The sequence below is a fragment of the Pseudoduganella chitinolytica genome, from assembly GCF_029028125.1.
Taxonomy (GTDB): domain Bacteria; phylum Pseudomonadota; class Gammaproteobacteria; order Burkholderiales; family Burkholderiaceae_D; genus Rugamonas; species Rugamonas chitinolytica.
The window spans coordinates 853,640-876,197 of the sequence record NZ_CP119083.1 but is presented as its reverse complement, the minus strand read 5'-3'; the positions used below and the strand labels follow the sequence as shown (position 1 = coordinate 876,197).

General features: G+C 66.1%; 15 protein-coding genes. 1 reads left to right on the top strand and 14 read right to left on the bottom strand.

Annotation, left to right across the window (positions count from 1 at the left end; genetic code table 11):
• Nucleotides 1-40: 40 nt before the first annotated feature.
• The 9 genes from PX653_RS03855 to PX653_RS03815 all read right to left on the bottom strand — a co-directional run bounded on the left by PX653_RS03855 (nucleotide 41) and on the right by PX653_RS03815 (nucleotide 13,774).
• On the bottom strand, nucleotides 41-2,392 hold the full coding sequence (locus PX653_RS03855; RefSeq protein ID WP_277416606.1) for a glycoside hydrolase family 127 protein: 2,352 nt from the start codon (nucleotides 2,390-2,392) through the stop codon (nucleotides 41-43).
• 25 nt (nucleotides 2,393-2,417) lie between these two features.
• Nucleotides 2,418-3,446: an arabinan endo-1,5-alpha-L-arabinosidase gene (locus tag PX653_RS03850; protein ID WP_277416605.1), complete on the bottom strand. Its 1,029-nt coding sequence runs from the start codon at nucleotides 3,444-3,446 to the stop codon at nucleotides 2,418-2,420.
• Between the two features lie 12 nt (nucleotides 3,447-3,458).
• The gene (locus PX653_RS03845; protein WP_277416604.1) at nucleotides 3,459-4,994 is read right to left on the bottom strand and encodes a glycoside hydrolase family 43 protein; all 1,536 of its coding nucleotides are present in this window, start codon (nucleotides 4,992-4,994) and stop codon (nucleotides 3,459-3,461) included.
• Nucleotides 4,995-4,997: 3 nt separating this feature from the next.
• The gene (locus PX653_RS03840; RefSeq protein WP_277416603.1) at nucleotides 4,998-6,533 is read right to left on the bottom strand and encodes an alpha-N-arabinofuranosidase; all 1,536 of its coding nucleotides are present in this window, start codon (nucleotides 6,531-6,533) and stop codon (nucleotides 4,998-5,000) included.
• A 33-nt stretch (nucleotides 6,534-6,566) separates the two neighbouring features.
• A complete protein-coding gene (locus PX653_RS03835; RefSeq protein WP_277416602.1) occupies nucleotides 6,567-8,483 on the bottom strand; it encodes a glycoside hydrolase family 97 protein in 1,917 nt (638 codons plus the stop codon).
• Between the two features lie 126 nt (nucleotides 8,484-8,609).
• Nucleotides 8,610-9,377, bottom strand: a complete 768-nt coding sequence (locus tag PX653_RS03830; protein ID WP_277416601.1) for an SDR family NAD(P)-dependent oxidoreductase — start codon at nucleotides 9,375-9,377, stop codon at nucleotides 8,610-8,612.
• A gap of 31 nt (nucleotides 9,378-9,408) precedes the next feature.
• The gene (locus tag PX653_RS03825; protein ID WP_277416600.1) at nucleotides 9,409-10,992 is read right to left on the bottom strand and encodes an aldehyde dehydrogenase (NADP(+)); all 1,584 of its coding nucleotides are present in this window, start codon (nucleotides 10,990-10,992) and stop codon (nucleotides 9,409-9,411) included.
• Nucleotides 10,989-11,966 carry an AraD1 family protein gene (gene araD1, locus PX653_RS03820; RefSeq protein WP_277416599.1) on the bottom strand — a complete coding sequence of 326 codons (978 nt, stop codon included), beginning with the start codon at nucleotides 11,964-11,966 and terminating at the stop codon, nucleotides 10,989-10,991. The genes PX653_RS03825 and araD1 overlap by 4 nt, the downstream gene beginning before the upstream one ends.
• 65 nt (nucleotides 11,967-12,031) lie before the next feature.
• The gene (locus tag PX653_RS03815; protein ID WP_277416598.1) at nucleotides 12,032-13,774 is read right to left on the bottom strand and encodes an IlvD/Edd family dehydratase; all 1,743 of its coding nucleotides are present in this window, start codon (nucleotides 13,772-13,774) and stop codon (nucleotides 12,032-12,034) included.
• Between the two features lie 186 nt (nucleotides 13,775-13,960).
• Between PX653_RS03815 and PX653_RS03810 the strand changes: the two genes are divergently transcribed.
• On the top strand, nucleotides 13,961-15,124 hold the full coding sequence (locus tag PX653_RS03810) for a helix-turn-helix transcriptional regulator (RefSeq protein WP_277416597.1): 1,164 nt from the start codon (nucleotides 13,961-13,963) through the stop codon (nucleotides 15,122-15,124).
• 62 nt (nucleotides 15,125-15,186) lie between these two features.
• Here PX653_RS03810 and PX653_RS03805 read toward each other — a convergent pair whose 3' ends face one another.
• The 5 genes from PX653_RS03805 to PX653_RS03785 all read right to left on the bottom strand — a co-directional run bounded on the left by PX653_RS03805 (nucleotide 15,187) and on the right by PX653_RS03785 (nucleotide 22,525).
• The gene (locus PX653_RS03805; protein ID WP_277416596.1) at nucleotides 15,187-16,191 is read right to left on the bottom strand and encodes a glycoside hydrolase family 43 protein; all 1,005 of its coding nucleotides are present in this window, start codon (nucleotides 16,189-16,191) and stop codon (nucleotides 15,187-15,189) included.
• A 135-nt stretch (nucleotides 16,192-16,326) separates the two neighbouring features.
• Nucleotides 16,327-17,388 carry an aldose epimerase family protein gene (locus PX653_RS03800; RefSeq protein WP_277416595.1) on the bottom strand — a complete coding sequence of 354 codons (1,062 nt, stop codon included), beginning with the start codon at nucleotides 17,386-17,388 and terminating at the stop codon, nucleotides 16,327-16,329.
• Between the two features lie 44 nt (nucleotides 17,389-17,432).
• Nucleotides 17,433-18,380 (bottom strand): glycoside hydrolase family 43 protein, encoded by a 948-nt coding sequence (locus PX653_RS03795; RefSeq protein ID WP_277416594.1) that lies wholly within the window; start codon nucleotides 18,378-18,380, stop codon nucleotides 17,433-17,435.
• Nucleotides 18,381-18,419: 39 nt separating this feature from the next.
• Nucleotides 18,420-19,769, bottom strand: coding sequence for an MFS transporter (locus PX653_RS03790; protein ID WP_307730979.1), 1,350 nt, complete (start codon nucleotides 19,767-19,769; stop codon nucleotides 18,420-18,422).
• Between the two features lie 83 nt (nucleotides 19,770-19,852).
• The gene (locus tag PX653_RS03785; RefSeq protein WP_277416592.1) at nucleotides 19,853-22,525 is read right to left on the bottom strand and encodes a TonB-dependent receptor; all 2,673 of its coding nucleotides are present in this window, start codon (nucleotides 22,523-22,525) and stop codon (nucleotides 19,853-19,855) included.
• Nucleotides 22,526-22,558 lie beyond the last annotated feature (33 nt).

Genomic DNA, 22,558 nt, shown 5'->3' with positions numbered 1-22,558 from the left:
TCCAATACATTTTTTCTTCCTCGCGATATCTTTTTTGTTATCAGTTCGTGTCGTCACGCAGCAGGCGTACCCCGTACAAGCCACCGGCCAGCGATCCGGGCCGCGCGACGAACTTGACGGTCAACGCGCCGTCGCGGGCCAGGCCGGCCGGCACGTCGATGTCGACGTCGTAGAACGGCCGCTCGTCTGGCGCCAGCGTGACGGAGCGCAGCAACCGGCCGTTGCCCAGCACGTCGAAGCTGCGGCCCGCGTCCGCCGCGGCAAACGTCAGCCGCAGCACCCTGCCCTCGCCCAGCTTGTCGTTCAGGCGATAGCTGAACCATCCGCTCGCATGGCGCCAGTGGCGCCCGCCGTTGATGCCTGCGTCCGCCCCTTCACCCTGGAAGGCATGGTCCGATTCGGGCTGCTGCTCGCCCGGCGCGACCTGGTCGACGGTGCGGCGCGCCAGCGCGATGCGCTCGGCCTCGCCCTGCGCCGTGCGCAGCCGCAGCTCGGCGGCGCCGGCCGGGGTGCTATGCTGCCAGTACAACATGTAGCGGGCGTCGTGCAGGCGGAAGAACGGGATCAGGCGCAGGCCGGCCGCGTTGGGGCCCTGGATCAGCCCCGGTGCCGTAAACGTCAGCGGCTGGCCCGGCACGGGCTTGAAGCGGTGCAGGAAGTCCCGCGTGTCGCTGACGAGGAGAGGCGCGGCCTCTTGCGGGCACGTTGGCCCCTGGGCGATATGGCCCATGCGCGAGCCGTCGGCAAGGACGTTCAGCTTCTCGTTGGCGAAGGGCGCCGTCTTCGCCGCCAGCACGATCGGCCCGTGCAGGACCGCGTAGTAGTTGGACCGGTCCGGCATCCGTTCCAGGCGCGTCGTCATCGGCAGCGTCACGTCCACCGTGTCGCCGTTGCGCCAGGTGCGGGCGATGCGCACGTAGCCGTCGTCGCCCGGCCTGGCGTTGACCGGCTTGCCGTTGACCCGCACGCGCAGTGCGCCGGGCTTGACCCAGCCGGGGTAGCGCAGCTTCAGGGCGTAGGTGGCGCTGCCTTGCACGGTCAGGCGGGTCGTCGCGACGTCGGGGAAGCGGGTGCTTTGCACGATCCGCACGCCCTTGTCGCGCCAGTGCAAGGTGGAGGCGACGTACAGGTTGACGTACAGGTCGTCGTTGTCGTGGGCATAGATGAATTCACCGTGCCTGGCGTGGCTTTCGATGCCGGAGCCGACGCAGCACCACATGCCTTCGTCCACCTGCGAATACACGCGGTAGTGGTTCGGCCGCATCGGCGTGAAGTAGACGAAGCCGCCCGATCCGGGCCGCTGCGAGGCGAGGATATGGTTGTACAGCGCGCGCTCGTAATAGTCGCCGTAGCGCCGGGCTGGCTGGCGCTCGAACAGCAACGCCGTCAGCTTCAGCATATTGTAGGTATTGCAGGTCTCGGGGCCTTCCACCTCGTCGGTCATCGGTGCGAAGTCGGCGCTGTCGTGGAAGTGCTCCTTGACGCTGTTGCCGCCGATGGCGACGGATCGCTTGTCGACGACCGTCTGCCAGAACGTGCGCGCGGCCGCATCCCAGTGCGGCTCGCCCGTCGCCTGGCCGATGCGCTCGAAGCCGATGACCTTCGGGATCTGCGTGTTGGCGTGCAGGCCGGTCAGGCGGTCCTCGCCCCTGGCCAGCGGCTCGAGGATGGCCCGGTGCGAGAAGCGGCGGGCCAGGTGCAGGTACTTGATGTCGCCGGTCAGCTTGGCGACGTCGGCCAGCACCTCGTTCATGCCGCCATGTTCGCTTCTCAGCATCGCCTGCATCTGCTCGTCCGACAGCTGCGACGTCAGCGCCAGGGCCCAGTCGGACAGCTTGACGAGCATGGCGCGCGCGTCCCCGTTGCCGGCCACCTGCCACGCGTCGCGCAGGCCGGCAAAGGTCTTGTGCAGGTTGTACCAGGGCACCCACTTGCCGTTGACGCTGAAGTTGTCCGCATGGAGCTTGCCTTGCGCGATCTCAGCCCACGCGGCGCGCCCGCCGGGAATGCCGCCCAGGTAGCCGTCCGCCGCCTGGCACTGCTTCAGCTGCGCGACGAAGTACGCCAGCCGCTCGCGCACGCGCGGATCGTCGGTGGACGCCACCATGAACGCCAGCGCGGACAGGTAATGCCCGCCCATGTGGCCATCCAGCCCGGACGACTCCCAGTTGCCGTAGCCCGGCTTCGGCAGCGGCAGCCCCGCCTCGCGGCGGAACGGCGCCAGCAGTCGATCCGCGTCCAGCGCCAGCAGATAGCGCAGATCCGTCTGCTGCGCTGCCAGGAAGGGCCCGGCGGCCAGGCGCACGTCGCGCAGGGGGAACAGTTCGGCGGCGGAGGCTGACAGGGCAAGCGACAGCGCAACAGCGCCGCCAAACCGGAAGGATAGCTTCATGATGGCCTTGAATAGCGGCCGAGCTTTAGCGTGCGGGCAGCAGCTTGCTTTGGTAGCTGTCCAGCTGCGCGGGATCGACCGTCGGCCAGCCGGCGCCGTCCCACTGCATGTCGAGGACCTTGAGCTTCTGCTGGTAACCGTCGGCCGTTTCGTAGGCGTGCAGCACCAGCACGTCGCGGCCGTCGAACGTGTAGGCGCTGTTGTGGCCCAGGCCTACCCAGTCCTTGTTGCCCTTGACGACCAGGGTGCCGCCGCCCTTGGCCATGTCCTTGCCGTGCTTGTCCAGGTACGGCCCGATGACGTCCTTCGCGCGGCCGACGACGACGTGGTACGTGCTCTTCTCCTTCTGGCAGCACAGGCCCCAGGAGGCGAACAGGTAGTACCAGTCGCCCTTCTTGAAGATGAACGGCGCCTCGATCTCCGCCGGCCCCGCCTCGCTGGACGGGGTCGACGCGGGCCGCTCGCGCGTCGCGATCGTGTGCCATTGCTGCGGCTCCGCCAGGCGCGTCCAGCTGGCATCGAGTTTGACGAGTTTGAGCCCGCCCCAGAACGAGCCGAACGACATCCAGCCGTTGCCCGCCTTGTCCGCGATGACGGCGGGGTCGATCGCGTTCCAGTCGTCCCGGCCCGGCACCGACTGCAGCACCATCCCCTGGTCCTCCCACTTGTAGTCGGGCGAGCGGGGATCGAGCGTCCGGTTGACCGTGACGCCGATACCGGACGTGTTCTTGCCGAAGCCCGATACCGAGTAGTACAGCAGGAACTTGCCGTCGTGCCGCACCACGTCGGGCGCCCAGACGTGGCCGTCGAACGACGGCGCGGCCCGTTTGGCCCACGCCGGCTCGCCCGCGAACACCCGCCCTTCCGGCACCCACTCGCGCAGGTCGGCCGAACTGTAGAACGTGATGCCCGGCCCCGTGCTGAAGACGTAGTAACGCGCGCCGTCCTTTGCCATCACGGGATCGTGCACCCCCACCTGGGCCGCCTGCGCGGCCCAGGTGAGCCCACCCGCCGCGCAGGCGACGGCCAGCGCCATCGCCTTGATACTGTTCATCTTCATCCTTCTCTAGTCCCCCGTGCGCACGCCCCACAGCGAGACGCCGTCGGTATTCTGCACCGAGAACGTCACCGTGAACGCATTCGCATTGGTGTTCCACTGGCGCGACAGCACGCCGCGGTACTGCTTGGTCGAACCGTCCAGGACCAGCGCGACATTGTTGTTGCCCCGGTGCGTCCACTTGCCCTTGACGGCGCCCGTGACCTTGCCGTCCTTGCCCAGCTTGACGACCTGCGACGGCACGACATACGCCGTGATTTCCTTGTTGTGGTTGACGAACTTGTAGGTCCCGGCCGCCGCCGTGGCACTGACCGACACCGGTACCTCCTTGCCTTTACTGAGCGGCACGTAGCGCAGCGGTGCCACCACCGGCCAGTCGTTCTCGTTGATGAACATCTGGTGCACGCGCAACTCGTGCATCTCGCCCATGTTCGGGAAGCGCGTGTGGAACACGAGGAAATGCTGCTTCGTCGCCGCGTCGTAGAAGGCACTGTTGTGGCCCGCCGACACGTAGCCCAGCGGCGTGCCCACTTCACCGGAGGCCAGCGCGAACTGGTGGTTGCCGAACAGCTTCTGGCCGTGCGGGGCGATGCTGGCGTCGTCGAACAGCGGCTTGGTCGGGTCGGACTTGACCGTCGCCATGTCGGTGCCCTTGCCGTCCACGTACGGACCGTCCGGATTGCGCGAACGGGCCACCCGCATATTGTAGGCGCCGAACGAATCGAGCCCGCCGAACGACGTGAACATGTAGTAGTACTTCGACTGCGGGCTGTACAGCACATAGGCGCCTTCGATGCGCGAGTGGTTCCCGCCCAAGAGGTGCTTGCCGTAGCCTTGCCCCGGCAGCGGCATGCCGTTGGCCGGATCGAGCTGCAGGATGAAGATGCCGCCCGAGTACGAGCCGTAGATCATCCACAGCTTGCCCCGGTGGTCGCGGAACACGTTCGGGTCGACCGCGTTCGGGTGCCTGGTCGCGTCGTAGATGGTGCCGTCATGGCTCGGCTGGCCCCACATGCCCGACTTCAGGATGATGCCCTTGTTGACGTACGGACCCTCGATATGGTCGGCCACGGCGATACCCAGCGCCGAGCGGGGCGAATCGCCCTTGCAGGCGTTGTAGTACATATAGTACTTGCCGTCGTCCAGGCGGATCACGTCCGGCGCCCACAGGGTGGAGGTCTGGGCCCACGCGAACGTCTCGGCCAGCTGGCCGGCCACGTTCGGGATCAGCGGATTGGCCGCGTTGACGCCGTCGGCGATCTTGGTCCAGTTCAGCAGGTCGGGCGTCTTCGCCGCGGCCAGGTGCGAGCCGAACACGTAGTACTGGTTGTTGGCGCGGATCACCGATGGATCGTGCACGCCCGCTTCGGTGAACCCCACCGACAGGCGCTGCGCCGTGTTGGACATGCCGCCGCTCTTCGCGCCGGACGTCGTCACCGAGGCGGCCGTCGTGGCGCCCGCCGGATCGTCACCGCCGCCGCCGCATGCCGCGAGCGAGACGATACCTGCCACTGCCAGGGTCTTTACCAGGATGGATGGTTGCATGGTTTACTCCACGGACGTAACGACGACGGACTTCGCTGGCAGCTGGACGGTCAGCTTGCCCCCATTGGCCTGCGCCGCGAACGGCGCCGGTTTCACCGCTTCGGGCGATGCGAACGTGTTGTGCGCATCCATCGCCGCCGCCGTCAGCACCTGGCCGACCGCTTTCCCGGCACCCATGCCGGTCACGTTGACCGTTACGTCCACCGCCTTGTTCGGGTTGGTGTTGACGAGTGCCAGGTACACCTTGCCGTCCTTGCCGCGCGCGGCCGAAGCGCTCACCTGCGGCACCGAGACGCTGCCGACGCTGTACTTGCCGTTGTTCTTGATCGCCACCGGCAGCGCCGTCGCGTCCTGGAACGGCACGTACATCCGGAACGCGTGGTACGTCGGCGTCAGGATCATGCGGTTCTTGTCGGTCAGGATCATCGCCTGCAGCACGTTGACCATCTGCGCGATGTTCGTCATGCGCACCCGCTCGGCGTGGGCATGGAAGATGTTGAAGTTGAGCGCCGCGACGACCGCGTCGCGCAGGCTGTTCTGCTGGTACAGGAAGCCGGCGTTGGTGCCCGGCTCGACGTCGTACCACGTGCCCCACTCGTCGACATACAGGCCGATCTTCTTCTGCGGGTCGTTCTTGTCCATCAGCGCCGTGTTCTGGCGAATCAGCTTGTCCATCGCCAGCGTGTTCTTCATCGTGCTGGCCCACTGGTCTTCCTTGAAGCCCGTGGCAGCGCCCTTCACTTCCCACTTGCCGGTCGGGATCGTGTAGTAGTGGAAGCTGATGCCGTCGATGTTCTGCTTGATCTGTTTCGACAGCACGTCGGACCAGCGGATGTCGTTGTCATGGCCGCCGCTGGCGACGAACTTCGGCTTGGCGTTCGGCGGCGTGCGCACGAAGGCGGCGGCATTCTTGTACAGGTTGGCGTAGTGTTCCGGCGTCATGTTGCCGCCGCAGCCCCATGCCTCGTTGCCGATGGCGAAATAGTCCAGCTTCCATGGCTTGTCGCGGCCGTTCTTGCGGCGCAGTTCGGCCAGCGTGGATTTCGAGTCGGACGTCATGTACTCGACCCATTCCGACATTTCCTGGTTCGAGCCCGTGCCCAGGTTGCCGTTGACGTAGACCTCGGCACCCAGCAGCTCGGCCAGGTCGAAGAACTCGTGCGTGCCCACGGCGTTGTTCTCTTCCACGCCGCCCCAGTTGGTGTTGACCTTGACGGGGCGCTTGTCGCGCGGGCCGATGCCGTCCTTCCAGTGGTACTCGTCGGCGAAGCAGCCGCCCGGCCAGCGCACCAGCGGCACGTGCAGTTCCTTGAGCGCGCCGATGACGTCGTTGCGCCAGCCCTTCGTGTTCGGGATGGGCGACTCGGGCCCGACCCACATGCCTTCGTAGATGCCGGTGCCCAGGTGCTCGGCGAACTGGCCGTAGATGTTCTTGTTGATGACAGGACCCGGCTTGGCCGTGTCGATCGTCACCGCGACCTGCGCGAACGCGCTGCCGCAGGCCGCGAGGCTGATGGCGAGGATGGTACGTTTTATCATGTCTTCTTGTCTCCTTTGTTGTAAGTCTTTTGTCTATCTGAAGATGGCCACGAAACCGCCTTTCGGCGCGATGCCGATGGCGGTGCGCTTCGCGGCGCGCAGGTCCGCCTGCGAGAATTCGCGCTCGCCGGCACCATCGGTGACGATGCGGCCGGCGCCCTTGGCGAACGACAGGTCCAGCACCAGCGCCTGCGCGCTGTCCTGTGCGTTGATGCCGGCCACGTACCAGGCGTCGCCAGCCTTGCGGGCGATGACGACGTACTTGCCTGGCTCGCCCGCCACGAAGCGGCTGTCGTCCCAGCTGCGCGGCAGGTCGCGCAGCAGCGCCTGGACGTAGTCCGGCGCGCTCGCCATGCCTTGCGGGATCTCGGCGAAGTGCTGGATGCCGGACGTGAACAGCACCGCCTCGGCCAGCTCGAAGCCGTTGCGCGTGGTGCGCCGGATCTTCGGGATGTCGCCGAACGAAATCGGCGTGAAATCCATCGGGTCGAACAGGTTGCGCGTGAACGGCAGCATCGCCGCGTGCGGTGCCACCGCATCCTGGTCTTCCTGCGTGAACGTGGTGAACTCGAAGCCGCGCACCGCTTCCGCCGTCAGCAGGTTGGGCCAGGTGCGCGACCAGCCGCGCGGCAAGGTGGCGCCATGGAAGTTGACCAGCAACTGCGCGTCGTATGCGTCCTTCAGGATCTCGGTGTAGTAACGGATCATCGACTGGCCGTCACCGCCGAAGAAATCGACCTTGATGCCCTTCACGCCCATGGCGCGCAGCCGGGCGAACTCGGCGACGCGGATCTCGTGCGTCAGCATGCGGTCGCGCGGCGTCATGTCGGTGTCGTTCCAGGCGCCGGCTGAGTTGTACCAGGCCAGCAGGCCAATGCCCTTGCCGTTGGCGTAGGCGGCCAGTTCCGCCAGCCTGTCGTAGCCGATTTTCTTGTCCCAGTAGGCATCTACCAGCGTGTAGTCCCAGCCCATGCCGGCGGCGTAGTCGATGAACTGCTTCTGGGTGTCGAAATTGGTGTAGTCGTCCTTGAGGATGGCCCAGCTCCAGGACGCGTGGCCCGGCTTGACCCAGGCCGGGATCGGCCCTGGCGCGGGGGCGGCCAGGTCGGTGCCCAGCGTCGATTCGACGACGGTGGCGAGCGGGCCGATGGCCAGCACGCGCCAGGGCGTCGTCATGCTGCCCTGGGCCGCCGGCAGCAGCGCGCCGCCCGTGAACGTCTCTTCCGGCGCCGGGGCGCCGATGCGGTAGACCCCTCCCGTCGATCCGGTCTGCAGGCGCGAAGCATGGAAGCTGCCGTCCATCCCCGCCTCGGTGACGGCGACCCAGGTGTCGCCCGTGCGGAACAGCGCCGGGAATACCCAGCCGGCACCCAGCGGCGCGGGCGTGCCCACCGGGATGTCCATGCGGTAGTGCTCTTCGTAAGACGGATTGGTGCGCTGGTAGCCGGTTTTCGCCACCGACATCGGCTGCAGCCAGGCCCGCGCCAGCGGCGGCAACGCGAAGGTCGTCGCCTCGCTGCGCAAGGCCAGCTGCTCGCCGGTCGCGTGGTAGCGGAACGCCACGCCGTCGTTCGACACGCGGAACGTCACGGCCAGTGCCTGCTGGCGTGGATTGGTATAGCGCCACGTGCGCTCGTTGGCGGCATAGCTGACGTGGCGGCGCTTGCCGGTGGCCAGCTCGTAGCGGTCGGCGACGCGGCGGGTGGCCCCCGCGCCCGCCGGCTTCAAGCCGGACGCCAGGTCGGCATCCTCGAACGTAAGGCCCAGCGCGGACGGCAGCAGTACCGGCTTCCCGGCACGGCTGACGCGATAGGTAACGGTGCCATTGGCGGCGGTGGCCACGGTGACGGCCAGCTTGCCGTCCGGGCTCGTGACGCTCGTGGCCGGTTGTGCGCAGGCGAACGGCGCGGCTGCGCAGGCGGCCACGCCGATGAGGCGAGTCAGGGTCATAGTCGTAACGGTGAAAGCGCCACGGCGCAAGCCGGCGGCGTACAGCGAACGGAAACTACGGATCGGCTCGTGTCCCACCGCGGTGACTGACACCGCGGTGGGACACGGGCCCGACTGCTGCTGCCCTTACACCCAGCCGGCGTCCACGATGAATTCCTGGCCCGTGCACATGGCGCTGTCATCGGCGCCCAGGAACAGGATCATCGAGGCGACGTGCTCCGGCATCAGCTTGCCCGGCAGGCATTGCGCCTTCTTGATCTCGATCTCGGCCGCGTCGTCGACCCACAGGTCGATCTGGCGCTGCGTCATGACCCAGCCCGGCGTCACGGTGTTGACGCGGATGCCGTAGGGGCCGAAATCGCGTGCCAGGCAGCGCGTCAGGCCGATCACGGCCGCCTTGGTGGTGCCGTAGACGGGATAGCCACCATTCTTGGCGTGCCACGACATCGAGCTGATATTGATGATCGAGCCGCCGCCCTTCTTCTTCATGCCTTCCAGGACGGACTGGCACGTGAAGAACATCGGGCGCTGGTTGATCGCGATGCGATCGTTCCAGTACTCCAGCGTGACCTCTTCCGGCTTGTGGCGCTGGTCGTTGGCGGCGTTGTTGACGAGGATGTCGAAGTCGCCCATCTCGGCCGCCAGGTCGGCGATGGTCTGCTGCAGCGCCGGGATGTCGGTGATGTCGCAGTAGCGGTAGCGCGGCGCCGGATGGCCGGCCGCCTTGATGCGCTCCACCAGCCCCAGGCTGGCTTCCTGCGCGATGTCGACGAACGCGACGTGCGCGCCCTGCTGCGCGTAGGTTTCCACGATGGCTTCACCGATGCCGGTGCCGCCACCCGTGACGAATACGCGCTTGCCGCGCAGGCTGCCGAACTTGGCCAACTCTGTCATTGTCTGTCTCCCTAACTTATTATTGTACCGTTCAATCCTTGCCCAGCACGCCGTCGCGGCGGCGCCAGATGCCCTGCGGGTTACCGTCGCGCAGTGCTTCGGGCAGCAGGCGCTGCGGCAGGCTCTGGTAGCACACGGGGCGCAGGAAGCGGTGGATCGCCGCCGTGCCCACCGACGTGCTGCGGCCATCGGCCGTGGCCGGGAACGGGCCGCCGTGCACCATCGCCGTCGACACCTCGACGCCGGTCGGATAGCCGTTGGCCAGGATGCGGCCGACCTTGCGCTCCAGCGCCGGCAGCAGTTGCTGCGCGGCGGCGATGTCGCCGTCGTCGTTCTCGTCCAGCTGCAGGGTCGCCGTCAGCTGGCCTTCCAGGTGCTCGGTGACGGCGCGCATTTCGGCGACGTCCTGGCACGCCACCAGCAGGGATGCAGGACCGAACACCTCGCCGTGCAGCGCCTGCTCGGTCAGGAACGACGCGGCCGTCGTGGCGAACAGCGCCGGGGCGCCGCGGCCTTCTTCCTGCGCGGCCAGCGCCAGCGTCTTGACGCAGCCTTGCGCGGCCAGCGTCTGCACGCCATCCTGGTAGCTGCCGGCGATGCCGGGGGTCAGCATCGGTGCGCCCGGCACGCTTTCCAGCGCGGCCGCCGCCGTCTTGGCAAAGGCGTCGAAATCAGCACCCGCGATACCCAGCACCAGGCCCGGGTTGGTGCAGAACTGGCCCACACCCATCGTCAGCGACTGGGCGAAGCCTTGCGCGATGGACTCGCCGCGCGCGGCCAGCGCGCCCGGCAGCAGGAACACGGGATTGATGCTGCTCATTTCCGCATACACGGGAATCGGCTGCGGACGGTTGGCCGCGACAGCCATCAGCGCCGTGCCGCCGCCGCGCGAACCGGTGAAGCCCACGGCCTGGATGGCCGGATGGGCGACCAGGCCCTGGCCGATATGGCGGCCGGTGCCCGTCAGCAGCGCGAACACGCCAGCCGGCAGGCCACTAAGCTCGACGGCCTTGACGACCGCGCGGGCCACCAGCTCGGAGGTGCCGGGGTGGGCGGAATGCGCCTTCAGCACCACGGGGCAGCCGGCCGCGAAGGCCGACGCCGTGTCGCCGCCAGCGACGGAAAACGCCAGCGGGAAGTTCGATGCCGCGAACACCGCGACCGGGCCCAGGCCGATCATGCGCAGGCGCAGGTCGGGGCGTGGCGGTGTGCGTTCCGGCAGCGCGCTGTCGATGCGGGCGTCGGCCCACGAGCCTTCGCGCAACAGCTCGGCAAAGAGGCGCAGCTGGTTGACGGTGCGACCGCGCTCGCCTTCCAGGCGCACGCGCGGCAGGCCCGATTCGGCCATCGCGCGGACGATCAAGTCGTCGCCCAAGGCCATGATCTGCTCGCCCACGGTTTCCAGGAAGCGCGCGCGCTCCTCATTGGAAGTGGCGCGGAACGTGTCGAACGCCTCGGCGGCCAGCTGGCAGGCCGCATCGATCTGATCTTCGTCGACGGCATGGAATGCCGGTTCGATCTGTTCGCGCTTGCTCGGGTCGAACGCCTTGAAGTGGTTGCCAGTACCCTTGACGGCGCTGCCGCCGATCAGTGCTTCACCGGTAATGATGGTCATAATGCGCTCACCTTTGCGACTTGGGTTTCGATGACGGTCAGCTGGTTGCGCAGCGCCGGGCCGAATGCGGGGGCTTCGATCTCGAAGGTCTCGCCCGGTGCGACCTGCACGTTGTCGGCAAAGCTCAGGGTGGCGGTGCCGAAGAAGTGCACGTGCACATCGCCGGGGCGCTTGAACAGCTGGTATTTGAAATGGTGGTGTTCCAGGTTCGCGATGGTGTGCGACATGTTCTTTTCGCCGCTGACGAACGCCTTCTCCCAGCGCACCTGGCCGTCGGTGCCGCGGATGCGCGAGACGCCGTCGATATGCTCGGGCAGCTCGCCCACCAGCAGCGCCGGGCCCACGCCGCAGGCGCGCAGCTTCGAGTGCGCGAGGTACAGGTAGTTCTGGCGCTCCGTCACGTGGTCGGAGAATTCGTTGCCGATGGCATAGCCGACGCGGTAAGGCTGGCCGTCGTCGCCGATCACGTACAGGCCGGCGATTTCCGGTTCCTCGCCGCCGTCCAGCGCGAAGTCGGGCATGGCCAGCGCTTCGCCGCTGGCGGCCACGATCGAGCCGTCGCCCTTGTAGAACCATTCCGGCTGCGCGCCGGCGCTGCCCGCGGCAGGCTTGCCGCCTTCGACGCCCAGGCGGAACATCTTCATGGAATCCGACAGCGTCTCGACGTCGCCGCCGATCTTCTTGTGCATCGCATCGCGCGCATCGGCGCTGCCCAGGTGCGTCAGGCCAGTGCCGGTGACGTAGCAGTGGGCCGGGTCTTCATGGTCCAGCGGCGCCAGCACGGTGACGTCGGCAAAGGCGACGGTCTTCTCGCCGGCGGCGGCCTGCGCCAGCTCGGCCAGCTTCTGCTTGCCGCGGATCGCGGCCTGCGCCAGCGCGTAGGTGGTGGCGTAGCCGTCGATGACGCGGATGGTGTCCTGCTCCAGGATGCCGACGTGGCGGCCGTCACCGGACTTGAATTGTACGAGCAGCATGGGGTCTCCTTATGCGCGGCGGCAGGGCCGGGGATTGCCCCTACCCTGCCGCCGCCTGCTTCAAATTAGTGGGAATGCTTCGGCACGGCGGAACCGCGCATGCCGACGAGGAAGTCGAAGTCGCAGCCTTCGTCGGCCTGCAGCACGTGGTCGATGTAGAGCTGCTGGTAGCCCGACTTGGCGCCCTTGACCTGCGTCTCGGCGCGGTCGGCCAGGCGCTGCTGCATCTCGGCGTCCGAGATCTCGACGTCCAGGCGGCCGCCGGCGCAGTCCAGCGAGATGATGTCGCCGTCACGCACAATGCCCAGCGGGCCACCGGCCATCGCTTCCGGCGCCACGTGCAGCACGACGGTGCCGTAGGCGGTGCCGCTCATGCGCGCGTCGGAGATGCGCACCATGTCCTTGATGCCCTTGGCGAGCAGCTTCGGCGGCAGGCCCATATTGCCCACTTCCGCCATGCCCGGATAGCCTTTCGGGCCGCAGTTCTTCATGACCAGCACGCAGTTCTCGTCGACGTCCAGGTCCGGATCGAGGATGCGGGTCTTGTAGTGGTCGAAGTCCTCGAATACGATGGCGCGGCCGCGGTGCTGCATCAGGTGTGGCGAGGCGGCGGAAGGCTTCAGCACCGCGCCGCGCGGCGCCAGGTTGCCGCGCAGGATGCAGATGCCGCCATCCTTGATCAGCGGCTTGTCGATCGGGCGGATCACCTCTTCGTCGTAGATCGGCGCGTCCTGGTTGTTTTCCCAGATCGTCTTGCCGTTCACGGTCAGCGCGTCCTTGTTCGGCAGCAGGCCGTGCTCGCCCAGGCGGCGCAGCACGCCGGGCAGGCCGCCGGCATAGTAGAACTCTTCCATCAGGAAGCGGCCCGACGGCAGCAGGTCGACGACGGTCGGCGTGCCGCGGCCCACGCGGGTCCAGTCTTCCAACTCCAGGTCCACGCCGATGCGACCGGCGATGGCCTTCAGGTGGATCACGGCGTTGGTGGAACCGCCGATGGCGGCGTTGACGCGGATCGCGTTCTCGAACGCCTCGCGGGTCAGGATTTTCGACAGGCGCAGGTCTTCCCACACCATGTCGACGATGCGCATGCCGGACATGTGGGCCAGCACGTAGCGGCGCGCGTCGACGGCGGGGATGGCGGCGTTGTGCGGCAGCGACGTGCCCAGCGCCTCGGCCATGCAGGCCATCGTGGACGCCGTCCCCATCGTGTTGCAGGTACCGGCGGAGCGCGAGTGGCCCGCTTCGGCGGCCAGGAAGTCGTGCATGGTGATCTCGCCGGCCTTGACCTGCTCGTGCAGCTGCCAGACGGCGGTGCCGGAGCCGATGCTCTTGCCGTTCAGCTTGCCGTTCAGCATCGGGCCGCCGGTGACGACGATCGCCGGGATGTCGCAGGAGGCGGCACCCATCAGCAGCGCAGGGGTGGTCTTGTCGCAGCCGACCAGCAGCACGACGGCATCCATCGGATTGCCGCGGATCGATTCCTCGACGTCCATCGACGCCAGGTTACGGGTCAGCATGGCGGTGGGACGGAGGTTCGATTCACCGGAGGAGAATACGGGGAACTCGACGGGCCAGCCACCCGCCTCGATGATGCCCTTCTTGACGTGTTCGGCGATCTTGCGGAAGTGGGCGTTGCAGGGGGTCAGTTCCGACCAGGTGTTGCAGATGCCGATGATGGGCTTGCCCTGGAACTCATGGTCCGGAATGCCCTGGTTCTTCATCCAGCTGCGGTACATGAAACCGTTCTTGTCCTGCGTGCCGAACCATTCGGCCGAGCGCAGCTTTACGTTCTTTTTTGTCTCTGACATGCATTCCTCCGTGTTGTTCCGGGCCCGGCGCCATGACTGTCCACGACGGGCTGCGATGGAAAGCATGTTAGAGAATGCAACGATATCTTTCCAATGAATAAAAAATTGGCTGCGATATGAAAAAAGATATCGGAACTGCAAACCGCGGATAACGCGCTATAGTGGATTGCAGGGGGCAAGCACGCCATGACCACGCCACTTCTGGACTACGATGCATGGATGCACACTATTTATAGTGGCGCATCGGCACCGGAGCGCTGGCCGGACATCCTTCAAACGCTCGGCACCGGCCTGGGTGCTTCGAAGGCGCTGTTGTTTACTCCCATGCATTGTCCCGCCGAAGGGGGATTCCACTATGCCGCCGGCATTCCGGAAGATTTCCTCGGGGTCGCCTGCGGACGCTGCCATCAGGTCGACCTGTGGACGCGCGCCGGGCTGCGCGCAGGGTTCTTCGTTGAAGGCAATGTCGGGGTCGGTGCCCAACTGGTGCCGGACGGCGAACTGCTGCGCTCGGACTGGTACCGCAACTATCTGTCGCTGGGCGGATTGGCGCAGATGCTGGTGTGCGTTGTGTCCGGTGTGGGGCAGGCCGGCACGCTTCCCGTCCTGTGCAGCTTCTTTCGCGACGTGCACGAACCCCCGTTCACGCTGGCAGACCGGGAGCGGCTGGCGTTGCTGGCCCCACACCTGTCGCGTTCGATAGGAATCATGCGCCGGCTACTTCAGTGCGAGCGCACGGCCCTGGCAGGCACGGCCGCCTTGGACCGGTTGCGCCACGGTGTGCTGTTCATCGACGAGGGCGCCAAGGTCGTTTTCGAGAACAAGGCCGCGAACGCCCTGCTCAATGCACGCGATGCGCTGCTTCGGCATAACTGCCCCTATCCCGTCATGGGCTACACCGTCGGCGCACGCGACGTCGGCTGCCAGGAAACGCTGGCGGCCACCCTGGCGGGAACGTTGCAGGGCGATCCCGCGAGCGAACGGGCAATCGTCGTCCCACGCCCGTCGGGGCGCACTCCACTCATCGTCAAGTGCGCCATGGCCGGACCGAGCGGCAACAGCTTCGCGGCAGCCACGATATTCATCGTTGACATGGGTAGCCCGACTCGCGTCGAAGCCGAATTGCTTGCCCGCGCCTTCAACCTGTCGCGCGGCGAAGCCCGGGTTGCCGTCGCCCTGGCCTCGGCGGGGGCAGTGGGGGACATCGCGCAAACAATGTGCTTGTCCACCAACACCGTCAAGACTCATCTGAAGAACATCTATGCCAAGACCGGTATCACGCATCGCTCCGAGCTGATGAAAGCCATCGTCGCGCTGTCGGATCTGACGCAGCATCACCCGGCCGGCTGACGATGGGGCCGCGTCCCCACGGGATGCGCATCGCGATCGGAGATGTTGTGGCAGGCCCGGAATCAGTCGGGGATCGGCATACCGAAGTCTGGCGTGCCGTCTGCGCCCCAGCGGATGAGCTGGGCCCGCGTATGGCGGTTCGGATCGTTCAGCTCGTTACCTGGAATATCGCGATAGCTGCGCGCATGGTAGACCAGGATGTCCTGCTTGCCATCCGGCGTCGTGGTAAATGCATTGTGGCCCGGGCCGTACTGGCCGCCACCGCTCGCCAGCACCGGCACGGGCGACTTCGTCCACGCCGCCTGGTCAAGCAGGTTGGCGCCCTCCTTTGCCGTCAGCATGCCCAGCGCGTAGTTGGCATCGGTGGCGCTGGCGGAGTAGGTCAGGAAGACGCGGCCGTTGCGCACCAGCACGGCGGGCGCTTCGTTGACGTCGAATTTTACTTTTTCCCACGTGTATTCGGGCAGCGACAGCAGGGTCGCCGGGCCGTCCAGCGCCACCGGCGAGCGCATCTTCGCTATATAGATACCGGTGATGTGCTTGTCGGCCGTCGGCGGGCGCTGCGTCCATGCCAGGTAGCGCTGGCCGCGCAGCTCGAACGTGGTCGCGTCCAGCGAAAACGTCTCCCAGCCCGTGTCGATGCGGCCGCGCTCCGTCCACGTCCCTTCCATGGGATTGGCCGCCGCGTTTTCCAGCACATACAGGCGGATCTCGAGCGGGGCGTCGGCCCGGCCCGCCGTGAAGTACAGGTACCACTTGCCATCGATACGGTGCAGTTCCGGCGCCCAGATGTTCTTGCTCATCGGGCCCGAGGCGTGCTGGCGCCAGATCGTCTTGGCCGGCGCGGCACCCAGGTCGTTCAGCGACTTCGCACGGCGCAGTTCGATGCGGTCGTATTCCGGTACCGTCGCCGTGAAGTAGTACCAGCCGTCGCCATGCAGCGTGACGTGCGGGTCGGCGCGTTGCTGTACCAGCGGGTTGTGGGGCGAAAACGTGTCAGCGCTGGCGTTGGCGCACAGCAGGGCGAGGGTCGCCAGCATCGCGGCGGGTCGGGTGTAGATCGGCATGATGGAGTTTGAAATCACTGCGCGGCGACGTCGCCGCGCCAGAAAACCCAACGGCAGGTGCCGGGGTCGGACCCGGCGGGTCCGACCCCAGATCCTGGTCTCGGGGTATGGGTGCCGTGCCGGCCCCCTGCCACGTCAGGCCTGCGTGGTAAAGCGGTACAGCGAGCGGGTCGAGTACGTCTCGCCCGGGCGCAGGATCGTATTGGGAAACTCGGGCCGGTTCGGCGAGTCCGGGAAGTGCTGCGGTTCCAGGCAGACGGCCGAGCGGTGCTCGTACTGCCAGCCCTTGCCCGACAACGTGCCGTCCAGGAAGTTGCCGCTGTAGAACTGCAGCCCCGGTTCCTGCGTGTACAGTTCCAGCACGCGGCCCGAGCCCGGGTCGCGCAGGATCGCGGCCAGGCCCAGCACGTTCGACTCGCCCTTGTTCAGCGCGAAGTTATGATCGTAACCGAGGCCGTTCTTCAGCTGCACGTCGTCGGCGTCGATGGCCTGGCCGATGCGGCGCGGCTTGCGGAAGTCGAACGGCGTGTATTCGACGGGTGCCAGCTGCCCCAGCGGAATGGAATTCTCGTCGATCGGCGTGTAGCGGTCGGCATTGATCTGCAGCTCGTGGTCCAGCACCGTGCCCTTGCCGGCCAGGTTGAAGTACGCATGCTGCGTCAGGTTGACGGGCGTCGCCTGGTCGGTCGTCGCGTGGTATTTCACCAGCAACTCGTTGGCGTCGTTCAGCTCATACGTGACCGTCACTTCCAGGTTGCCGGGGTAGCCCTGCTCCCCGTCCGGACTCGTGTACGTCAGTTTCAGGCCGATCGACAGGTCGGCCACCAGCGGTACCGCATGCCAGACGGCCTTGTCGAAGCCCTTGGTGCCGCCGTGCAGGTGGTTCGGGCCGTTGTTGACGTCCAGCTGCACGGTACGGCCGTCCAGCTGGAAGCGTCCGCCCGAGATGCGGTTGCCGTAGCGGCCGATCAGCGCGCCGAAGTAAGGCGAATCGCTGAAATACGGCTCCGGCTTGTCGAAGCCGAACGTGACGTCGGCCAGGTTGCCCTGGCGGTCCGGCACGTGCAGTTCCGTGATGATGCCGCCCAGGTTGGTGATCTTGACGACCATCCCGCTGCGGTTGCGCAGCGTGTAGAGGCTCAGCGGGGTACCGTCCGGTGCCTGGCCGAACGGTTCCTGTTCTATCGAGAGTTCCATGCGTTGTTCGTTTTCTTGTTCTGCGCGCCGGGCGGCACCGTCAACTATGCAATCGAAGGCCGGCCGAAATCCGGCATGCCGTCGGCATCCCAGCGCAAGGGTTTGACGAAGGTATGGCGGTCCGGATTCCACAGCGGATCGCCGACGATTTCAGTATAAGTCCTCGCATGATAGACCAGGAGCACGGTTGAACCGTCTTCCGCCACCGTGAAGCTGTTGTGGCCCGGGCCGTAGATCTTGTGCTCGAAGCACGTCTGCAGCACCGGCTCGTCCGACTTGTGCCACGATGCCGGATCGAGCAGGTCGGCGTTTTCATCTGCCCACAACAGCCCCATGGCGTAGTTGTGGTCCGTCGCGCTGGCCGAATAGCTGATGAAGATCTTGCCGTTCTTCTTCAGCACCGACGGGCCCTCGTTGACGAGGAAGCCGCGGCATTCCCATTCGTGTTCCGGCTTGCTCAGCATGATGGGGGCGCCTTCGATCTGCCACGGCGTCTTCATCGGGGCGATGTACAGGTTCGAGTTGCCTTCGATGTCCTCGTGCTTCTGCGCCCACAGGTAGTACAGCTGGCCTTTATGGGTGAACGTGGTCGCATCCAGGCAGAAGCTGTCGATGCCCGTGTCCACCTGCCCCATGAACTCCCACTGCCCTTCCAGCGGATTGGCGTTCTCGTTGCGGATCGCGTACATGCGATGCTGGAACAGCTTGTTCTTGATCTCGCGGCTCGGCGCCGCGGCGAAGTAGACGTACCAGGCGCCCTGGTTGAAGTGGATCTCGGGCGCCCAGATCAGTTCCGAGTAAGCGCCCGTATCCGGCTTGCGCCAGACATCGCGCGTTTGCGCGCTGGCCAGGCCTTCGATGGTCTTGGCGCGGCGAAGTTCGATGCGGTCGTACTGGGGCACCGACGCCGTAAAATAATAATAGCCATCCGTATGACGATAAATGTAGGGATCGGCGCGTTGCTCGATCAGGGGTTTCAGTACTTGGGTCAAGGGGTTCTCCGTTAATTCAGTCTAAAGGCAGCAGGGAGATCAGGCGGCGTAGCCGTGCGTGAGCATCTTGGCCTTCACCGCGCCGTAGTATTCGTCGCTGATCCGGTAGCGGAACATCAGCAGGCCCATCACGAGATGGAAGAAGCCCGGGATCACCGTCAGCATCAGCGCGATGCCGGTCAACGCCAGCGGCGTCTGCGCCACGTTGGGCTGGTACTGGAAGTGCGTCAGCAGCACGCCGACCAGCACGCCGGCGATGCCCATGCCGGCCTTCTGGCACACCGAAATGCCGCCGAACGCGAAGCCGGACACGCGGGTGCCGGTCTTCACCTGGCCGTAATCGATCGTCTCGGCAATGGCCGACCAGAACACGGGCGCATGCAGATCGACGATGAACGACAGCAGGAAGTACAGGACGAACGCCAGCACGATGTCGCCCGGCTTGACGAACAGGTAGATGGCAAGGCTGATCAGCGCGACGACGACCTGCGAATTGCGGAACAGCTTGACCTTGCAGTAGCTTTTGGTGATCCACGTGGACGCCACCATCGACAGGATCGCCGCCGCCACGCCGGTGGACAGGAACGCCGACACCACGGCCTCGTCGCCGCCCAGGTAGTACTTGGCGTAATACATGGCGACCGAGCCGCGCACCACGTAGCCGATCGTGCCGGTGACGCAGGCGCCGCACAGGATCAGCCACTGGTCGTTCTTCAGCAGCACCTTCAGTTGGTCCAACAGGGGCTGGCGCTCCACCACGTGGTGCACGCGCTCCTCGGTCGAGAAGAAGCAGAACAGGAACAGCGCGACGCCCATCAACGCCATCACGGCCATCGCGGCCTGGTAGCCGACGGCCGGATTGCCGCCGCCCCACTCCTTGGCCAGCAGCGGCACGATGATCGTCACCATGAACGCACCGATCTTGGCGAAGAACAGGCGATAGCCGTTGGCCGACAGGCGGTCCTGCGGGTCGCTCGTCAGTCCACTGATCAGCGAGATGTACGGGATGCCCACGCCGGCAGTCATCAACGTCATCAGGATGTAGGTCGAATAGGCCCAGACCAGCTTCGCGTCATAGCCCCAGTCGGGCGTGGAGAACACGAAGAACACGGAAACGCCGTACGGCACGGCGAGGAACAGCAGCCAGGGACGGTAGCGGCCGAAGCGGTTGGTGAAGCGGTCCGTGATCTGGCCCATCACCAGGTCGGCCACGGCGCCGATCACCTTCACGGCCAGGAACAGCAACGCCAGGTCTTCCGTGCGCAGGCCGTAGATGTCGGTATAGAAGAAGGTAATGATCAGCATCATCGATGAGATCACCACGTTCAGGGCCATGTCGCCCGCGCCAAAGCCTACCTTTTCCACCGTCGATAATTTTTGCATCGTCATTTCCAAATCAGAAGGACCGCGGGGCACTGGCCGTTTGCCGGCCGGCGCCCCTTGCGCGTTACTGCCCAAGTCACTGCACTACCTTAGTTCTTCCAGCGCAGCGCCACGCCGATGGTGCGGTCGTAACGGCGGATGTCGCGCGCCAGTGCCGGCTCCGAGTGGTAGTCCTTGTACTTGAAGTCGGTCAGGTTGGTGCCGTCCACCGTCAGGCTGAGATTCTTGGTCAGCTTGTAGGTGATGGAAGCGTCCAGAGACTTCATCGGATCGACCACCAGGTCGTACTGCGTGGCCCGGTAGGCGTACTCGGAGACGAAGCGCGAGCGCCAGTTGTAGGCCACCCGGGCCGACCAGTCGCCCCGTTCGTAAAGGCCGATCAGGTTGTATGCCCACTTCGACATGCCGGCAAAGCTGTTGACCTTCCCGTCCGGCTCCGTCAGCCCGCCGTGCATGTAGGTGCCGTTCGCTTCCAGGCCGAAGCCGCCCAGCCAGCCGGGCAGCCAGTCGTAGAACTGCTTGTAGGCGATCTCGATGCCTTCGAGCTTGCCCTCGCTCGTGTTGTACGGCCGGCTGACGTCATACGTGATGCCGTCGTAGGTCTCCGGCGTGGACTTGCGGCGGATGTAGTTCTTGAACTCATGCGAGAACACGGTGCCCGTCACGGAGCCGGTGGGCGCGAAGTACCACTCCAGCGCCACGTCCATGTTCTTGCTCTCGATCGGCTTCAGGTTCGGATTGCCCGAGGTGCCGGTCGCCAGCGTCGTGTTGCCCGCCGCGTGCAGCACCAGGCCAGGGTTGAAGTCGGCAAACGCCGGCCGCTGGGTGGCCTTGACCCACGTGAAGCGGGCCTGCAGGTCCTCGCGTAACTTGGCGCGCAGCGCAAGGTTCGGCAGGTAGTCGGTGGACGTCGTCTTGGTGCTGGCCGCCACCACCGCATTGTTGATCAGCGAGTTGCCGCGCAGGTCCTGCTCGGTGCGCACGGCGCGCACGCCGACCGACCCGTCCACCGGCACCGACCACGCGTCGAACGCGATGTCGGCCTTGCCGTACAGGGCCTGGGTCTTCTCGATGTCGGCGTAGTACGACAGCGGGTCTTCCGGGTTCGGCGTGGTCGACCCCGTGAACGCCTGGCGCAGGTCGCTGGTGTTGTTCAGCAGGTAGCTGGCGCACGGCACGGCAAACGTCGCGGCGCCGTAGTTGCCCGCGGGGCTTAGCGAAGGGCACGTGAAGCCGGGGATCGAGTTGATCATCACCTGGTTGGGCGAATAGGCGCCCGGATGGTTGACCGACCCTTCGATGCCGTGGATCGACGCCGCCCGGCGCTTGGCGATGCGCACGCCGCCGGCGAAGCCGCGGAAGAAGCCCTTGTCGGCCGGCGTGTAGATCGCGTCGGCGCGCCAGTCGGTGGAACTGCCTTCGTCGTGGCTGTGCTGGTCGAAGAACTTCTCGAGGAAGAAGCGGGAACCGCCGGCGATGTCGCCGCCCGGGTAGTCGATCGAGCCGACGCCGTTGTCGATGCTGCCGGACACGTTCGGCATGTAGCCGACGATGTCGACGATCGGGTTCTGGTTGCGGAACTTGCTGATCGTGCGTGCCAGCTCCGTCTTCAGGCGCCACTGCTCGTTGACGTCCCACGTGGCGCCGGTGGCGGCCTGCGTGGTGCGCGAATAATGGCGACGGCCCTGCGTGGACGTCAGCGTCCACTGGTCGGCGCCCTCCTTGCTGATCGACTGCAGGTAGTTCGTACCGGGCACCGTCGTCATGGTGGCGCCCTTGTTCAGGGGCAGCTGGCCGACGAGGAAATTGGTCTGGGCATCGTGTTCGATGCGGGTATTGATCACCTCCGCGAACACCTCGACATCCGAGTTCGGACGCCACTGCAGCACACCGTTGCCGGCCCAGCGCTTGCGGTCGCCGCCCGTCATCACGCGGCCGATGGTGTCCGGGCCCGTCAGGCCGCGCTCGATGGACAGCGGTACGCCCACCCACGCGCCTTCGTCCTGGTAGCGGCCGCGCTGGTACGAATAACCGACCAGCGCGCCGAATTCGCCATAGGCCGTCTTCCAGCGGTTCGACGCCATGCCGGACAGCTGCGGATCGGTGGCGCTGGACTTGTCGCGGTTCTCGGCCCGGCCCACCAGGCTGGCCGTGTAGCCCTTGAAGTCGAACGGCCGGTTGGTGCGCACGTCGATCACGCCCGCGGTCCCGCCTTCGACCATGTCCACGCCCTGCGATTTGTAGACGTCCAGGCGCGACAGCATCGTGGTCGGGATATCGGCCAGGAACAGGCTGCGGCTGACGGCGGAGAACATCTCGCGGCCGTTCAGCAAGGTAACGGCGCCCGGCAGGCCGCGGATGACGACATTGCCCGCCTCGCCCGCCTCGCGGATGATCTGCACGCCCGTGATACGACCCAGGATCTCGGCCACGTTCTTGTCGGGGAACTTGCCGATGTCGTCGGCCACGATGGAGTCGACGACCTGCTCGTTGTTCTGCTTGAAGGCCTGGGCGTTGCGGGCCGCGCTGCGGATGCCCGTGACGGTAACGACGCTGGCGGGGGCGGCATCGGCGACCGCGGTGCCCGTCGCTTCGGCCCCGCTGGCACCCGAAGTCTCGACCGCGGCCGGTGCGGCGTCAGCGGCCTGCGCCCAGACGGAGGCGCTGCTCAGCGCACCGACAGCCGCGAGCGCCGCCACGGTGGCTTTCAATATGAAAGGGTTGGGATTGGGCGCGACACGGCCCGAAGGGATAGGCTTCATAGGTCTCCAATGTCTTGTAATTATGTTTTTAGT

Bases quoted from the DNA above. Each gene is read 5' to 3' on its own strand.
- PX653_RS03855 (WP_277416606.1), bottom strand. From the start codon at position 2,392: ATGAAGCTATCCTTCCGGTTTGGCGGCGCTGTTGCGCTGTCGCTTGCC.
- PX653_RS03850 (WP_277416605.1), bottom strand. From the start codon at position 3,446: ATGAACAGTATCAAGGCGATGGCGCTGGCCGTCGCCTGCGCGGCGGGT.
- PX653_RS03845 (WP_277416604.1), bottom strand. From the start codon at position 4,994: ATGCAACCATCCATCCTGGTAAAGACCCTGGCAGTGGCAGGTATCGTC.
- PX653_RS03840 (WP_277416603.1), bottom strand. From the start codon at position 6,533: ATGATAAAACGTACCATCCTCGCCATCAGCCTCGCGGCCTGCGGCAGC.
- PX653_RS03835 (WP_277416602.1), bottom strand. From the start codon at position 8,483: ATGACCCTGACTCGCCTCATCGGCGTGGCCGCCTGCGCAGCCGCGCCG.
- PX653_RS03830 (WP_277416601.1), bottom strand. From the start codon at position 9,377: ATGACAGAGTTGGCCAAGTTCGGCAGCCTGCGCGGCAAGCGCGTATTC.
- PX653_RS03825 (WP_277416600.1), bottom strand. From the start codon at position 10,992: ATGACCATCATTACCGGTGAAGCACTGATCGGCGGCAGCGCCGTCAAG.
- araD1 (WP_277416599.1), bottom strand. From the start codon at position 11,966: ATGCTGCTCGTACAATTCAAGTCCGGTGACGGCCGCCACGTCGGCATC.
- PX653_RS03815 (WP_277416598.1), bottom strand. From the start codon at position 13,774: ATGTCAGAGACAAAAAAGAACGTAAAGCTGCGCTCGGCCGAATGGTTC.
- PX653_RS03810 (WP_277416597.1), top strand. From the start codon at position 13,961: ATGACCACGCCACTTCTGGACTACGATGCATGGATGCACACTATTTAT.
- PX653_RS03805 (WP_277416596.1), bottom strand. From the start codon at position 16,191: ATGCCGATCTACACCCGACCCGCCGCGATGCTGGCGACCCTCGCCCTG.
- PX653_RS03800 (WP_277416595.1), bottom strand. From the start codon at position 17,388: ATGGAACTCTCGATAGAACAGGAACCGTTCGGCCAGGCACCGGACGGT.
- PX653_RS03790 (WP_307730979.1), bottom strand. From the start codon at position 19,769: ATGACGATGCAAAAATTATCGACGGTGGAAAAGGTAGGCTTTGGCGCG.
- PX653_RS03785 (WP_277416592.1), bottom strand. From the start codon at position 22,525: ATGAAGCCTATCCCTTCGGGCCGTGTCGCGCCCAATCCCAACCCTTTC.